The organism is Enterobacter sp. Ap-1006 (genome assembly GCF_011752835.1).
Classification (GTDB): domain Bacteria; phylum Pseudomonadota; class Gammaproteobacteria; order Enterobacterales; family Enterobacteriaceae; genus Cedecea.
This window is the reverse complement of the sequence record NZ_VWWU01000003.1, coordinates 442,571-456,788: the sequence shown is the minus strand read 5'-3', so window position 1 is coordinate 456,788 and position 14,218 is coordinate 442,571. Positions and strand designations below refer to the sequence as shown.

Genomic DNA, 14,218 nt, shown 5'->3' with positions numbered 1-14,218 from the left:
CGGGCCACAGACGCCGTTCTGTGACTTAAATTATCCAGAGAAAGAAGTGATGTTATGGCTTTGTCGTCGGCGCAAAAAGCGCAAATAGGTGCCTGGTATAAGGCGTTACAGCAGCAGATCCCGGATTTTATTCCGCGAGCGCCTCAGCGGCAGATGATCGCCGAGGTGGCGAAGACCCTTGCCGGTGAAGAAGGGCGGCATCTGGCTATTGAAGCGCCGACCGGCGTCGGCAAAACCCTCTCTTACCTGATCCCCGGCATTGCTATCGCCAGAGGGGATCAAAAAACGCTGGTGGTCAGCACCGCCAACGTGGCGCTGCAGGATCAAATTTACAGCAAAGATCTGCCGCTGCTGCGCAAAATCATTCCTGACCTGAAGTTTACCGCCGCCTTTGGCCGCGGGCGTTACGTGTGCCCGCGCAATCTGGCCGCGCTGGCGACCGATAACTTTACGCAGGGCGATCTGCTGGCGTTTCTGGACGATGAAATGTCGCCGACCAGCAAAGCCGAACAGCAGCGCTGCGCCAAACTTAAAGCCAGCCTCGACGGCTATAAATGGGACGGGCTGCGGGATCACACCGATGAGGCGATTGACGACGATCTCTGGCGGCGGCTAAGCACCGATAAAGCCAGCTGCCTGGGGCGAAACTGCCACTGGTATAAAGAGTGCCCGTTCTTTGTGGCCCGCCGGGAAATCGACGAGGCGGAAGTGGTCGTGGCCAACCACGCGCTGGTGATGGCGGCGCTGGAAAGCGACGCGGTGCTGCCGGAGGCGAAAAATCTGCTGCTGGTGCTGGACGAAGGCCATCATCTGGCGGACGTTGCCCGCGACGCGCTGGAGATGAGCGCGGAGATAACGCCGGGCTACAGCCGCCTGCAGCTCGACCTGTTCAGCAAGCTGGTGGAAACCTGCATGGCGCAGTTCCGGCCCAAAAGCCCCCCGCCGCTGACCGTGCCTGAACGTCTGACCAACCACTGCGACGAAGTGTATGAGCTGCTGCAGTCGTTTAACGCGATCGTTAGCCTTTGGCTGCCGGGGGAACGGGAAGGCGAACACCGCTTTGAAATGGGCGTCCTGCCCGAAGAGATCATGGTGATTTGCCAGCGCCTCGCGAAGCTGATGGAGGCGCTGCGAGGCCTGTCGGAAGCGTTGCTCAACGATTTGAGCGAAAAAACCGCCAGCCACGATATCGTGCGCCTGCACCGGGCGCTGCTGCAAATGAACCGGGCGCTAGGCTTCTTTGAAGCGCAGAGCAAGCTGTGGAAGCTGGCGGCGATGGAGCAGGCCTCCGGCGCGCCGGTGTCGAAGTGGGTGACGCGTGAAATCCGCGAGGGGCAGCCGCATCTGTTCTTCCACTGCGTGGGGATCCGCGTCAGCGATCAGCTGGAAAAAATGCTGTGGCGCAAAGTGCCGCATGTGATTGTGACCTCCGCCACGCTGCGCTCGCTCAACCGCTTTGATCGCCTGCAGGAGATGAGCGGCCTGCGTGAGAAAGCGGGCGACCGGTTTATCCATCTGGACTCGCCGTTTAATCATATTGAGCAAGGGAAAATTGTCATCCCCAAAATGCGCTTTGAGCCGCTGATGGAGCACGAGGCGCAGCATATTGCCGAGATGGCGGCCTTCTTCCGGGCGCAGCTGGCACAGGGCGAGCATAAAGCGATGCTGGTGCTGTTCGCCAGCGGCCGCGCCATGCAGCAGTTTTTAACCCACGTCACCGATCTGCGACTGATGCTGCTGGTGCAGGGCGATCAGCCCCGTTACCGGCTGGTGGAGCTGCATCGCCAGCGCGTCCAGGCCGGGGAAACCAGCGTGTTGATTGGCCTGCAATCTTTTGCCGAAGGGCTGGATCTGAAAGGCGAGCTGCTGACTCAGGTGCACATCCATAAGATTGCCTTCCCGCCGGTAGACAGCCCGGTGGTGGTCACCGAAGGGGAGTGGCTGAAAAGCCTCAATCGCTATCCTTTTGAAGTGCAGAGTTTGCCCAGCGCCTCTTTTAATCTGATTCAACAAGTTGGGCGTTTAATTCGTAGCCACGCCTGCTATGGTGAGATAGTCATTTACGACCGCCGCCTGCTGAGTAAACGCTACGGCGAGCGTCTGCTGGCCGCGCTGCCGGTGTTCCCGATTGAACAGCCCGACGCGCCGGAAGCAAAAGTGATAATAACGACGCCGAAACACACTGTACGGCGCAAACGTGTGAGCAAGAAATAGCAAGGAGAGTCTGGATGGACTATCGCAAAATCATTAAAGAAATTGGCCGTGGGAAAAACCACGCCAGAGATCTCGATTTTGATACGGCGCGCGGGCTGTATAGCCACATGCTGAAGGGCGAAGTGCCTGACCTTGAGCTGGGCGGGGTGCTGATTGCCCTGCGTATTAAGGGCGAAGGCGAAGCGGAGATGCTCGGTTTTTATGAGGCGATGAAGCAGCATGTCATTACGCTCACGCCGCCGCCCGGCAAGCCGATGCCGATTGTCATTCCTTCCTATAACGGCGCCCGCAAGCAGGCTAACCTCACGCCGCTGCTGGCGCTTTTGCTCAACAAACTGGGTTACCCGGTTGTGATCCACGGCGTGAGTGAAGATCCCACCCGAGTGCTGACGGAAACCATCTTTACGCTGCTGGGCATTGAGCCGACCCGCCACGCCGGACAGGCACAGGCGAAGCTTGAATCTCATCATCCCGTCTATCTGCCGATTGGCGTGCTTTGCCCGCCGATGGAAAACCAGCTGGCAATGCGCTGGCGCATGGGGGTGCGTAACAGCGCGCACACGCTGGCGAAGCTGGCCACGCCGTTTGAGGAGGAGGCCGCGCTGCGTTTGGCCAGCGTTTCTCACCCGGAATATGTGCCGAAAGTGGCGAAGTTTTTTGCTGATATCGGCGGCCGGGGGCTGTTAATGCACGGCACCGAAGGTGAAGTGTACGCCAACCCGCAGCGCTGCCCGCAAATAACGCTGATTGATGGACAGGGCACCCGCATCGTGAGCGAGCGGCAAGCCGAACACGAAGGCGTCGTGCTGCCATCAGGTAAAGATCCTGAAGTCACTGCCCGCTGGATTGAGCGCTGCGTGGCGGGCGTTGAGCCGGTGCCGCAGTCGCTGAAAATTCAGATGGCCTGTTGCCTGGTTGCTACCGGAGAGGCTGCAACGCTTGAGGCCGGCCTGGCGCGGGTTGCCGACGTATTCTGAATGCTAAACAAAAAAAAGCCCGCGACAGGCATCGCGGGCAAACAAGGGTAACATCAGGGTTAAACAAGGGTAGTGCTATCAAGGCCGATGAGGGTACCAGCCTTGATGAGGGTATTACTTGAGCGCGGGATTATTTGTAGATAACCGCGGTGCCGCTCATTTGGCCTTCGGTGTTGGCAGAAGTAATCGCGTAAGAGCTTGCGCCAGCGGCTTCTGCTTTAGCGGCCAGTTTTGCTTCCAGGCCATCCAGAGTTGTTGCGCCAGTGGCGGAAACAACGCCAATTTTATTCAGGTTCTGCGCCTGGGCTTCGTTTACGGATTGGGCAGCGAAAGCACCGAAAGACAGAGTAGAAAGAGCAATTGCAGCTACAGCATATTTGATGGTTTTCATGGCTAAATTCTCGCAGGTTGTTCTGTTAAGGTGACGTTGTTCCGTCGATGTGATTATGGTCACAATTTTCTGTGGAAGAATAAATCGAAGAGAATTGACGACCTTAATCAAAAAAATTGAATTAGTTATAACGTATTGAAATAAATGATAATTACGGAGTAAATAGTTTCGTTGCGTGACGTTAACCCTGGAAACACTTAGTTTGCGCACATTTTGCTACTCTTTTTGCCAGAGCTGGTCTTACCTGATGAGCAATCGCTTGCGCCTCTTTTTCAGCCTGACTTTGATGATTTGCGCAGTAAGCTGGCAGGGAAGCTTTTATACTGTTCTCTTTCCTTTTTAACCCGACGGATGAGGTTCGATGGAGATAAAGCTGCACTCCAACGCCACAACAACGCCGCGTACGCGAAAGTACATTCAGGAGTCCGCGAAAACGGACGGCGAGCTGGCGGAGGAGCTGAACATTTCGGTCGATACCGTCCGGCGCTGGCGCAAACGCGACGACTGTTACGACAAATCTCACCGGCCGAATACCATTCATCGGGCGTTAAGTCACGAGCAGGAATCTATGCTGATCTTCCTGCGCGTGCGCCTCGCGCTGTCCCTCGATGAACTTCTCGAAGCTGCTCGCTTACTGATTCAGCAGGGTATTTCCCGCGCAAGCGTCAGCCGTATGCTGCAAAACTGGCAGCTGTCGCGCATGACTAAGCCTGCGCTCAGCCAGGCTCCGGGCCATTTTACGCTGGATACCTTCTCGCTGCCGGAGACGATTAGCCATAAGCAAGGTGAACTGCTGGTGTTCAGTGAAAGAACCTCCGGCTATATGGCCGTTGCGCTGCGCGAGCGCGGCAGTGAAGAGGTGGCGGAGCCGCTGGTGGGCTTTTTGCGGGAAGGGTTGCCGCTCGCCGTGCTTTCCATAACGGCAAAATCTTGCTCGTTCACGCAGAAGCTTGCCGGAGCGCTGGATGTGCCTTTACAGGCTACGGCGCAGGAAGCCTGGCTGGAAAAAGCCGGACAGGGCAATTACCACCAGGCGCTGGAAGCGCTGCTGAACGGCGAGCGCTTTGATAAGCGGCTGGGGCTGGGGGCGGTGCTGCTGGAGTTTGAAGATCTGCTCAATAAAAGGATTATCCGCAGCCGGCTGAAAAACCTGACGCCCGAGGCGTGGCTGAAACTTCATCATTCCCATCGTTAAAGCGCCCCATTGGGGCGCTTTAGGTTGTTGACAAAGAGAGAAAAAGCGTGGTTTTTCCCTCTTTGTGGTTATCAGCCGAAAATCAACAAATTGATTTTCCTGTTTTTTAACATGAGGCCTGATATTTCTTCTCTTGTCAGAGGCTTGTCAGTCGTCGAAGCGCCCCATTGGGGCGTTTAATTCATGGCAACGCTATTTCCCTTCACACAGCGACAAGAAATACTGCGTCAGCAAATGTGCCGGGCGGCCGCTGGCCTGGGTGAATTTCCCACGCGACAGCGCGGTGCCGCTGACGTCCAGATGTGCCCACGGGCGCTGGTGGCAGAACTTACTCAGGAACTGGGCGGCGGACACCGCAATGGCGGCGTTGTTGGGCGGCGTGTTGGTGTAGTCGGCAATGACGCTTTTGACCTGACCGTCAAAGCTTTCGTCCAGCGGCAGCGGCCAGACGCGATCCTGTGTCAGGCTACCTGCCTGCTGCAGGCGCTGGCTTAGGGCTTCATTGTTACTCATTAAGCCCGAAATATCGTAGCCCAGCGCTTTGACCACCGCGCCGGTCAGCGTGGCGACGTCGATCATTTCGACGGGCTTAAAACGCGCTGCGGCGTAGCTGAGCGCGTCGGCGAGAACCAGCCGCCCTTCGGCGTCGGTATTAATGATTTCGACGCTGGCCCCCGAGTGGGAGCGCACGACGTCACCCGGCATCATCGCCGTGCTGCCGGGCATGTTTTCCGCCAGCGCCATAAGGGCCACGACGTTAATAGGCAGCTCAAGACGCTTCACCGTTTCCATCATGCCGAACACCACTGCCGCGCCGCACATGTCATATTTCATGGTGCGCATGCCTTCACCTTCTTTCAGCCACATTCCGCCGGTATCGAAGGTGATCCCTTTCCCGACGAGGGCGTAAACTGGCGCTTCTTCGCTGGCACCCTGCCAGCGCAGCGTCACCAGCCGGGGAGGGTTGACGCTGCCTTTTCCCGTGGCGTGCAGGCAGCCGAGTCCGTGGTCAAAAATGGCCTGCTCGTCCAGAATCTCGCACTGGGTTTGCGGGTGTTGGCGGGCCCAGGTTTCCGCCTGCAGCGCCACATCCTGTGGCCGACAATTCAGCGCGGGTAAATCCGCCAACTGGCGAGAGAGCAGCATGCCCTGCGCGATGGCTTCGGCCTGGGAAGCCAGACGGCGAGCCAGCGCATTATTGGGTTCGGTAATCAACCACAGCTCGCCATTGCTTTGCGGTTCGTCTTCGCGATAGCCCAGCTGCGGCAGCTGATAGAAGCGGTTGAGGAGGGCAATCATCAGCGTGCGCAGGCGAACAAAGGTGGTTTCATCCGCCAGATTAAAGCCCGCGAGATCCAGTGCCACGGGCTGCAAAACAGGGGAGGGCAGCAGCGCTTCGGCGGCGGAAAGCAGCTGGCGAAGTACGGCTGGCTGAGTGATTTCTGCTGAAGGCAGCAGCGACAGCCGCGCACAGATACCCCGTAAACCAAAGGTAGTGGTTTGCGGTTCATCGTGGGTTGACATCTCTTCCAGCAAGGATTGCAGGGCGTTTGGCCAGCGGCTTAGGGAAGTGTCCCACAAGATAAGATGAGCGTTGTTAAAGGCTGCATCGGGTGAAACGAGTATACATTTCATTGGATTACCTCCGCGGTGATGCGCTGTTTATAGGCGTCCAGCCATTCACGATCTGCCGGGCGGATGACCGTTCGGTTGCCGTCCCTGGCGGTAAGAAACACCTGGGCGGGCTGCGCTGGAGTGGCAACAGAGAAGGAGAAGTTGTCGATGGTTGTCGCCGCGCCGTATTCGCCCCGGTTGTTCATGCAGACGACGGACAGGTCGCCTGCCCGGCCGTAGCGGGCAATCAGTCGGGCTTCAAGATCGTACACGGCGGACTCAGCCGCGCGCTGAGGCGACATGCCGCGCGCCATGCGGCTGACGATTTCATAGCTGATACAGCCTTTCATCAGGTCTTCCCCGAGGCCGGTCGCCGTCGCGGCACCCACTTCGCTGTCGGCGTAGAAGCCGGAGCCGGAGACCGGGGAATCGCCCACCCTGCCAGGGCGTTTCATAAACAGGCCGCTGGTGGAGGTGGCGACCGACATTCTTTGCTGGCCGTCAAGGGCGATAACCCCCACGGTGTCGTGCCCGGTGTACGGGCTTAAGCCGCGATCCAGTGTTTCGCGCTTGCGCTTCAGGTAATGGTTGTACGCGCGCTCGGTCAGCATGGTTTTGCTTTCAAAACCCCGATCTTTGGCCCACGCTTCGGCGCCCTGGCCGACCATAAAACTGTTGAAGCGCTCTTCGCTCAGGGCTTTGGCCACCAGAATCGGATTGGCAATGTTTTTTACCCCAGCCACGGCACCGAGCGCGAGACTGGTACCGTCCATAAAGGCGGCGTCGAGTTCGACTTCGCCTTGTTCATTCGGCAGGCCGCCATAACCGACCGATTTATAGAAGGGATAATCTTCCACGCATTTAACCGCGTGCACGACGGCATCGCTCGCCGAACTGCCTTGCTGCAGCCGTTCAGCCGCTTCACCTATCCCTTCCCATGCCATACGCCAGGTGGCGATCGTTCCCCAGTTTGCTGCTAACGTCATGTTTAACTACTCCGTGGCGGGTTTACGTTCAGTCACTTGAGCCGGTGCTTCATTGGCCCGATATTGCCGGTCGACCACTTTCAGGAACGGCAGATAAATCAGCGCCCCGATGCACAGGTTGATTATCTGTATAACCGCGCCGCTCAGGTGGCCGGTGACGATAAATCCGCTTAATACCGGCGGCAGCGTCCAGGGGATATACACCCCGGTGGTGGTGGCTACCATGCCAATGGACATCGCGATGTACTGCACGGTGACCAGCACCAGCGGCACAAGGTTGAACGGGATCAGCATGACGGGGTTCATGATGACCGGTAGGCCAAACAGCACCGGCTCGTTAATGTTGAAGATGGAGGAGCCGACGGCCAGGCGCGAAACGTTTTTGATGTGCTGGCTGCGGGCAAACAGCAGCATAGCAATCACCAGAGACAATGTAGCGCCCGCGCCGCCCATCCAGATCATGTCGTAGAACTGTTCCGTCACTACGTGCGGGGGAGGCATCCCGGCCTGCGTAGCGGCCAGGTTATCCATTTGGTTTTCCATCCAGAACGGACGGAGGATGCCGTTGACCATCGAGCCGGAGTTTATCCCCACCGACCACAGGCTGGTGATGCTGAAACAGGTGAACAGTGCGCCAATGTAAGAGGTACCGAAGTGGCGAATCGGCGTCGCCAGTACTTCATACACGAACTGGTGAATGGTGTGGTAGTCGGTTTTGGCAAACAGCACGCGAACCGCCAGGGCGACAATCAGAATCAGCAGCGAAGGGATGAGGGCGGCAAAGGATTTTTGCACCGCCGGTGGGACGCCATCCGGCATTTTGATCACCCAGTTCTGGCGCAGCATCCAGGCAAAAAGCTCGGTGCTCGCCAGCGCACCTAGCATCGCCACAAACAGCCCCTTCGATCCCAGCCATTCCATCGGGATCAGGTTGCCGACGTCCGGGTGTTTCGCAAAAGGCGTGAGGATCAGAAAGCAGGAGAGGGACAAAATGCCCGATGACATTCTGTCAATGTCGTAGCGTTCCGCCAGCCGGTAGGCCACCAGAAAACTGATAAACACCGCCATCGTAGAGAAGATGGCGTTAAAAGGGATCTCAACGGTGGCGGACCACCCCTCACCAAAAACAGAAGCCATAAACTGCTGGTAATGGGTACTTGGGAAGGACGAGATCACCAGCAGAATGGAACCAACGATAATAAACGGCATGAACGAGATATAGGCGTCGCGAATGGCGCCTAGGTGGCGCTGCTGCGCCATTTTGGCAGCCAGCGGCATCAGCCGGGCTTCTAATGCGGCCATCAGGTTTTTCATTTTACCGCTCCGTAAGTAATCACAAGAGACAATTCTTGCGTGCTTCTACCTTAGTGGTTGTTCGGGGCTAATAAAGTGAGTTAATTCACAGATGAGCCATATAAGTATCATATGATTGCTTAAATGATTTGAGGGTGAAGGTGCCATAAAAATGCCCCGCAAAGCAGGGCATTATGTTGGCTGGAACGTGGGCTATTTGTAGATAGTAGCGGTGCCGTACAGGCGGTTATCGCCGCCAGCGGAGTTAATTACATAGCCGGTTGCACCCTGTTCCTTCGCTTTTTCAGCCAGTTTAGCCTGGAGATCGTCAAGGTTAGACGCTTTGGCGGTGACGGTGCCAAAAGGTTGCATCTGTCCGACGTTTGCGTTACTCATTTCCTGGGCTGCCATGGAGGCAAAAGGCAGTGCAGCAAGAGAGATAACCGCAGAGAAATACAGCAGTTTTTTCATCTTTACATCCTCTTGAGCGTTGAGAGCAAAACACCTTTTTGTTGTCTGACAATTACAGTCTAGTTCCCCTTTGGGCAGGCAATGGCGCAAAAAACTGATGGACTTGTACGTGTTTTTTGAACGATAAAACTTGACCAAATGCTGACAAAAAAGCCATAACCAGGTGGCTGATTTTATTTGTTTTTTTTCTGGTTTAGCGCGCGTCAGGGCGAACCAGGTCAAAACGCTGTGATTCATCAACTGTGTAATAGGCGGTTGGCCCTCCGGCCCGCAGCACGGGCTGCGCCAACGCGGTCTGGTAGATGCCGTCGATAAGCAGGTGCTCGTCGATGTGTACGGCAACCACTTCCCCCAGCACCAGCCAGCTGTTCAGCTCGTCGCCGTCGGCAGAGGTCAGGCGAATGCACTGCGACAGGCGGCATTCAAAGTTGACCGGGCTTTCAGCCACCAGGCTGGCGCTGACCCTGGTGCCTGCAATTGGAGTCAGGCCCGCACGCTGGAACTCATCTTCTCCTCTGGGGAGCGTGACGGAGGTTTCATTCATCTGTTCTGCCAGCGGGCGCGTGGCCAGGTTCCAGACGAATTCTTTGGTGTCGAGGATGTTCTGGACGCTGTCTTTCCAGCCGGTGCTGGAAAAACCAATGATCGGTGGACGATAGTTAAAGCAGTTAAAGAAGCTGTACGGCGCGAGATTGCGCTGGCCCTGCAGGTTGCAGGAGGAAATCCAGCCAATAGGGCGCGGCCCGACAATGGCGTTCAGCGGATCGTGTGGTAAACCGTGGCCTTCCGAGGGCTCGTAGTAATAACGTTTTTTACTCATTACGCACCTGAATTCATGTTGGAAAGGTCAAATCGTCAGCGATGTATTTACCCGACGCGGAGAGCAGAGTATCTTACGCGGCCACACAAGGAGAAGCCCCAATGAAAACCCCTGCCGACACCAAACCTGGTTTGCATCCGCGTAACCGTCACCGTAGCCGCTATGACTTTGCAGCATTAACCGCGAGCAGCCCGGCGCTGGCCGAGTTTTTACGCCCGGGGCCGCACGGCGACACAACCGTTGACTTCGCAAATCCGCTGGCGGTGAAGGCGCTGAACCAGGCGCTGTTGGCACATTTTTATCAGGTTAAGCAGTGGGATATCCCCGAAGGGTACCTTTGCCCGCCAGTGCCGGGCCGGGCGGACTATATTCACCATCTGGCCGACCTGCTGGCGGAAGGCAACGGCGGCGTTGTACCTGCCCAGGCTTCCGTCCTGGATATCGGCGTCGGCGCGAACTGCATTTATCCACTCATCGGGCAGCACGAATACGGCTGGCGCTTTACCGGCTCTGAGCTGGACGGCGATGCGTTTCGCAGCGCGCAGCAAATTGTAGACGGCAATCCTGGGCTTAGCCGCATGATCCGTCTCCGTCGCCAGAAAAATGCTGGCTGCATTCTGGACGGCATCATCCACAAAAATGAAACCTATGATGCCACGCTATGTAATCCGCCATTCCACGATTCAGTCGAGGCGGCCCGCAGCGGCAGCGAGCGTAAGCGCCGTAATCTTGGCCAGGACGCCGGGGCCGCGCTGAACTTTGGTGGTCGTGAGCAGGAGCTGTGGTGCGAGGGGGGCGAAGTGGCCTTCGTCAGCCAGATGATCAAAGAAAGTAAAGCGTTTGGCCGCCAGGTGCTGTGGTTTACGTCGCTGGTTTCAAAAGGTGAAAACCTGCCTGCGCTGTACCGCGTGATGCAGGAAAACGGCGTGGTGAAAGTGGTGAAAAAAGAGATGGCGCAGGGGCAAAAACAGAGCCGTTTTATTGCCTGGAGCTTTATGGATGATGCCCAGCGCGCACGCTGGGCGAAAACCCGCGGGAAATAAGTTAATCCGTTGGGTTAGCGGGCGGCAGGCACCAGACCTGCCGCCTGAGAAGAACGTTATGCGACGTGCTGCAGGAACTCGCGCAGGCGCGGGCTCGGCGGGTTGTCGATAAGTTCTTGTGGGTTGCCGTCTTCCGCCACGCGGCCTTTGTCGATAAAGATCAGGCGAGAAGCCACTTTCGCGGCAAAGCCGACTTCGTGGGTCACGATCACCATGGTCATGCCTTCTTCGGCCAGGTCCTGCATCACTTTCAGCACTTCATGACGCAGTTCCGGGTCGAGGGCCGAGGTTGGTTCATCAAACAGCATCATCTTCGGCTTCACGGCAAGGGCACGGGCAATAGCCACACGCTGCTGCTGGCCGCCAGAGAGCTCTGACGGATAGTGATGCGCGCGTTCCGCCAGGCCAACCTTCGCCAGCAGCTCTTTCGCCAGCTTCTCAGCGGCGTCTTTTTTCATGCCGCGGACGCGAATCGGGCCGAAGGCGACGTTTTCCAGCGCCGTCAGGTGCGGGAACAGGTAGAACTGCTGGAACACCATGCCAGCTTCCTGACGGATCAGGCGATCGTCTACCTTCGGATCGTTCACTTTCAGGCCGTCAACAATCAGGTCGCCGCTGGTGATCTCTTCCAGCTTGTTGATGCAGCGCAGCAGGGTTGATTTGCCGGAGCCGCTTGGCCCGATAATCACCACCACTTCACCCTGTTTGATGTTCAGGTCAATGTTGTGCAGCACCTGGGTTTGGCCAAAGTGCTTGGAGACATTTTTAAATTCAATCACAGGATTTTCATCCTTCTTTCAAGGCGACGCAGCACGAAGCTCAGCACCAGGGTAATAATCAGATAGAAGACCGCAACGGCGCTCCAAATCTCCAGCGCGCGGAAGTTACCGGCGATAATTTCCTGACCCTGACGAGTCAGCTCTGCTACACCGATAACGATGAACAGCGAGGTGTCTTTGATACTGATGATCCACTGGTTACCCAGCGGCGGCAGCATACGGCGCAGCGCCAGCGGCATAATTACGTGACGGATGGTTTCACGTTTTGACAGCCCAAGCGCAAGGCCCGCTTCCTGGAAGCCTTTATGAATAGAGAGCACCGCACCACGAGTGATTTCCGCGATGTAGGCCCCGGAGTTGATCATGATGGTGACGACCGCCGCGCTGAACGGATCGATACGCAGATCGGTAAAGGCCATCGGCAGGGCGAAGTAGATAAACATCACCTGCACCACAATTGGCGTGCCGCGAATCACTTCGATGAAAACAAGCGCTACGTGGTTGGCAATCCAGCCGCCGTAGGTACGAGCAAAGCCCGCCACTAAACCAATTACTAAACCGCCGCAAAGACCCAGGATGGAAATCCATAGGGTCATCTTAGCGCCTTCAAACAAGATGGGAATTGCAGGCCAAATGGCGCTCCAGTCAAACTGCATGATGTGTTCCTGTTGTCTACCGTGGTTCACCACTTCGGGCTTCAGGCCGGGGCCTTGCAGCGTGAGAGGCGTTTAATAATAAGAGGGGCGAAAGGCGCCCCTCAGGTCTTACTCATACTTAGAATTATTATTTAGGCTCGGTACCGAACCATTTTTTGTAGATTTCGTTGTACGTGCCGTTCTCTTTCAGGGTTTTCAGCGCGCCGTTGATTTTGGTGCGCAGTTCGTCGCTGCCTTTAGGCAGGGCGATACCGTACTGCTGAGCTTCCAGAGACTCACCTACCGCTTTGAACTGACCGTTGCCGGCGGTTTTGATGAAGTACAGGATGTTTGGCGTGTCGTGCAGAACCGCGTCAGCGCGGTTGGTGCCCAGTTCCATGTAGGCGTTATCGATGTTCGGGAACTGACGCAGGTCTTTGGTTTTGATGTTAGCTTTCGCGTAATCAACGGAGCCGGTGCCGCCTTTAACAGCAACCACTTTACCGTCCAGATCTTTCACGCTTTTGATGTCGTTGTTATTGGCTTTGACCATCACCAGCAGGCCGCTTTTGTAGTAGCCGTCGGAGAAGTCGATCGCTTTTTCGCGCTCAGGAGTGATGGTGATCCCGGCCAGTGCCAGGTCAACGTTTTTGGTTTGCAGGGCAGGAATGATGCCGCTGAAGTCCATTGGCTTCAGGGTATAGTCCAGCTTCAATTCTTTGGCGATAGCCGCCCACAGATCCACGTCAAAGCCGACATACTGATCGCCTTGTTTAAATTCAAAAGGAACGAACGCGGTGTCGGTCGCAACGACCAGTTTTTTATCAGCGGCATGGGAAGATACAGCGAAAGCCAGGGTAAGTGCAGCCAGTGAAACTTTCAAAATCGACTTCATAGCATTTCCTTTGTTAATCCACGGGGCGATCCCCTGCGTCAGCGGCGACTCATGAAAGAATCGTGCCAAATTTGCAACTTACTGTTTTGCAAGGATGTGATTATTTAACATTGCACATTGAGCGTTGCAAGCAGGTCATAACGCACCGTTATGGTGCACCATTTTGGTGCGCAAAATGAGCCGGCAGGGTAGGGGTTAGTTTTACCGCGAAATCAGTGGACAAAACAATCATTCGTTAACGATTGTGTGAGGTGATTATTACATTTGATTAACTTTGGGCTATGAATTAATCGATGGTCTGCGCTGTTTTGGTGCAGGCTCCGCCCCCGGGCGGAGGAGGAGCCATAGGAAAATGCTCTGGTTACTCGATATTGGACTCAATGAACCACAGGAATTTGTCCAGATCGCGGGAAGCGGCGGTGAAAATATCTGCGGTATCTTCGTCTTTTGCTTCACCAATGGCTTTACGCACATCGTTCGCCACGATGGCATAGCGATCTGCCAGCTCTTTCAGGTGCTCCTGAACGGTGTGAATGTCCAGTGGGTAGCTTTTCAGCGGAGTTTTGCTGTTGATCACCTGAGTGGTGCCCAACGCCACGCCGCCAAGCTGCACGGCACGTTCTGCCATGGTGTCCAGGTGCTCGGTCAGCGCCGTACGGAAGCCGTCCAGCATTTCGTGCACGGCAATAAAGTTAGCTCCGCGCATATTCCAGTGAGCCTGCTTGGTAATCAGCGACAAGTCGATGAACTGGACGACCTGGCGATTCAGCAGCTCGATGGTGGCTTTTTTCTCGCTGTCTTTCACATCATTGCGGGTATATAGCAGGTTTGTAGATTTAGTTTTTACCAGTTTAGCGGTGCTCATAATCTTTCATCCTCTTGATGTTGGTGTCCCAATGAATTAC

Annotated in this window: 14 protein-coding genes; 4 read left to right on the top strand and 10 right to left on the bottom strand. The window is 56.1% G+C overall.

Going from position 1 to position 14,218, the window contains the following annotated elements:
* Positions 1-54: 54 nt before the first annotated feature.
* Complete coding sequence (dinG, locus tag F3J28_RS10355; RefSeq protein WP_166875571.1) at positions 55-2,214, top strand: ATP-dependent DNA helicase DinG; 2,160 nt, start codon at positions 55-57, stop codon at positions 2,212-2,214.
* Positions 2,215-2,228: 14 nt separating this feature from the next.
* Positions 2,229-3,191, top strand: a complete 963-nt coding sequence (ybiB, locus tag F3J28_RS10350) for a DNA-binding protein YbiB (protein ID WP_166875568.1) — start codon at positions 2,229-2,231, stop codon at positions 3,189-3,191.
* Positions 3,192-3,321: 130 nt separating this feature from the next.
* On the opposite strand, the gene ybiJ is transcribed toward ybiB, so the two are convergent.
* The gene (ybiJ, locus tag F3J28_RS10345) at positions 3,322-3,582 is read right to left on the bottom strand and encodes a DUF1471 family protein YbiJ (RefSeq protein WP_008461011.1); all 261 of its coding nucleotides are present in this window, start codon (positions 3,580-3,582) and stop codon (positions 3,322-3,324) included.
* Positions 3,583-3,943: 361 nt separating this feature from the next.
* Here ybiJ and F3J28_RS10340 point away from each other — a divergent pair, with 361 nt between their 5' ends.
* Positions 3,944-4,777 carry a helix-turn-helix domain-containing protein gene (locus tag F3J28_RS10340; protein ID WP_166875565.1) on the top strand — a complete coding sequence of 278 codons (834 nt, stop codon included), beginning with the start codon at positions 3,944-3,946 and terminating at the stop codon, positions 4,775-4,777.
* Between the two features lie 192 nt (positions 4,778-4,969).
* On the opposite strand, the gene F3J28_RS10335 is transcribed toward F3J28_RS10340, so the two are convergent.
* The 5 genes from F3J28_RS10335 to F3J28_RS10315 form a co-directional block, all read right to left on the bottom strand.
* Positions 4,970-6,412: a leucyl aminopeptidase gene (locus tag F3J28_RS10335; RefSeq protein WP_166875562.1), complete on the bottom strand. Its 1,443-nt coding sequence runs from the start codon at positions 6,410-6,412 to the stop codon at positions 4,970-4,972.
* Positions 6,409-7,377, bottom strand: coding sequence for a glycosylasparaginase (locus F3J28_RS10330; protein WP_166875559.1), 969 nt, complete (start codon positions 7,375-7,377; stop codon positions 6,409-6,411). Before F3J28_RS10330 ends, F3J28_RS10335 begins: the two co-directional genes overlap by 4 nt.
* A gap of 6 nt (positions 7,378-7,383) precedes the next feature.
* The gene (celB, locus tag F3J28_RS10325; protein ID WP_166875556.1) at positions 7,384-8,691 is read right to left on the bottom strand and encodes a PTS cellobiose transporter subunit IIC; all 1,308 of its coding nucleotides are present in this window, start codon (positions 8,689-8,691) and stop codon (positions 7,384-7,386) included.
* 192 nt (positions 8,692-8,883) lie between these two features.
* Entirely contained in the window at positions 8,884-9,141 is a 258-nt protein-coding gene (mcbA, locus tag F3J28_RS10320; RefSeq protein WP_008461021.1) for a DUF1471 family periplasmic protein McbA, read from the bottom strand.
* A 193-nt stretch (positions 9,142-9,334) separates the two neighbouring features.
* Positions 9,335-9,961 carry a flavin reductase family protein gene (locus tag F3J28_RS10315; protein ID WP_166875553.1) on the bottom strand — a complete coding sequence of 209 codons (627 nt, stop codon included), beginning with the start codon at positions 9,959-9,961 and terminating at the stop codon, positions 9,335-9,337.
* A gap of 101 nt (positions 9,962-10,062) precedes the next feature.
* Between F3J28_RS10315 and rlmF the strand changes: the two genes are divergently transcribed.
* On the top strand, positions 10,063-11,004 hold the full coding sequence (rlmF, locus tag F3J28_RS10310; RefSeq protein WP_166875550.1) for a 23S rRNA (adenine(1618)-N(6))-methyltransferase RlmF: 942 nt from the start codon (positions 10,063-10,065) through the stop codon (positions 11,002-11,004).
* Positions 11,005-11,060: 56 nt separating this feature from the next.
* On the opposite strand, the gene glnQ is transcribed toward rlmF, so the two are convergent.
* The 4 genes from glnQ to dps form a co-directional block, all read right to left on the bottom strand.
* The gene (gene glnQ, locus F3J28_RS10305; protein WP_008461025.1) at positions 11,061-11,783 is read right to left on the bottom strand and encodes a glutamine ABC transporter ATP-binding protein GlnQ; all 723 of its coding nucleotides are present in this window, start codon (positions 11,781-11,783) and stop codon (positions 11,061-11,063) included.
* Positions 11,780-12,439, bottom strand: coding sequence for a glutamine ABC transporter permease GlnP (gene glnP, locus F3J28_RS10300; RefSeq protein ID WP_008461026.1), 660 nt, complete (start codon positions 12,437-12,439; stop codon positions 11,780-11,782). Before glnP ends, glnQ begins: the two co-directional genes overlap by 4 nt.
* A gap of 127 nt (positions 12,440-12,566) precedes the next feature.
* A complete protein-coding gene (gene glnH / locus F3J28_RS10295; RefSeq protein ID WP_008461028.1) occupies positions 12,567-13,313 on the bottom strand; it encodes a glutamine ABC transporter substrate-binding protein GlnH in 747 nt (248 codons plus the stop codon).
* Between the two features lie 361 nt (positions 13,314-13,674).
* Complete coding sequence (dps, locus tag F3J28_RS10290) at positions 13,675-14,178, bottom strand: DNA starvation/stationary phase protection protein Dps (RefSeq protein ID WP_039301421.1); 504 nt, start codon at positions 14,176-14,178, stop codon at positions 13,675-13,677.
* Positions 14,179-14,218: the final 40 nt, after the last annotated feature.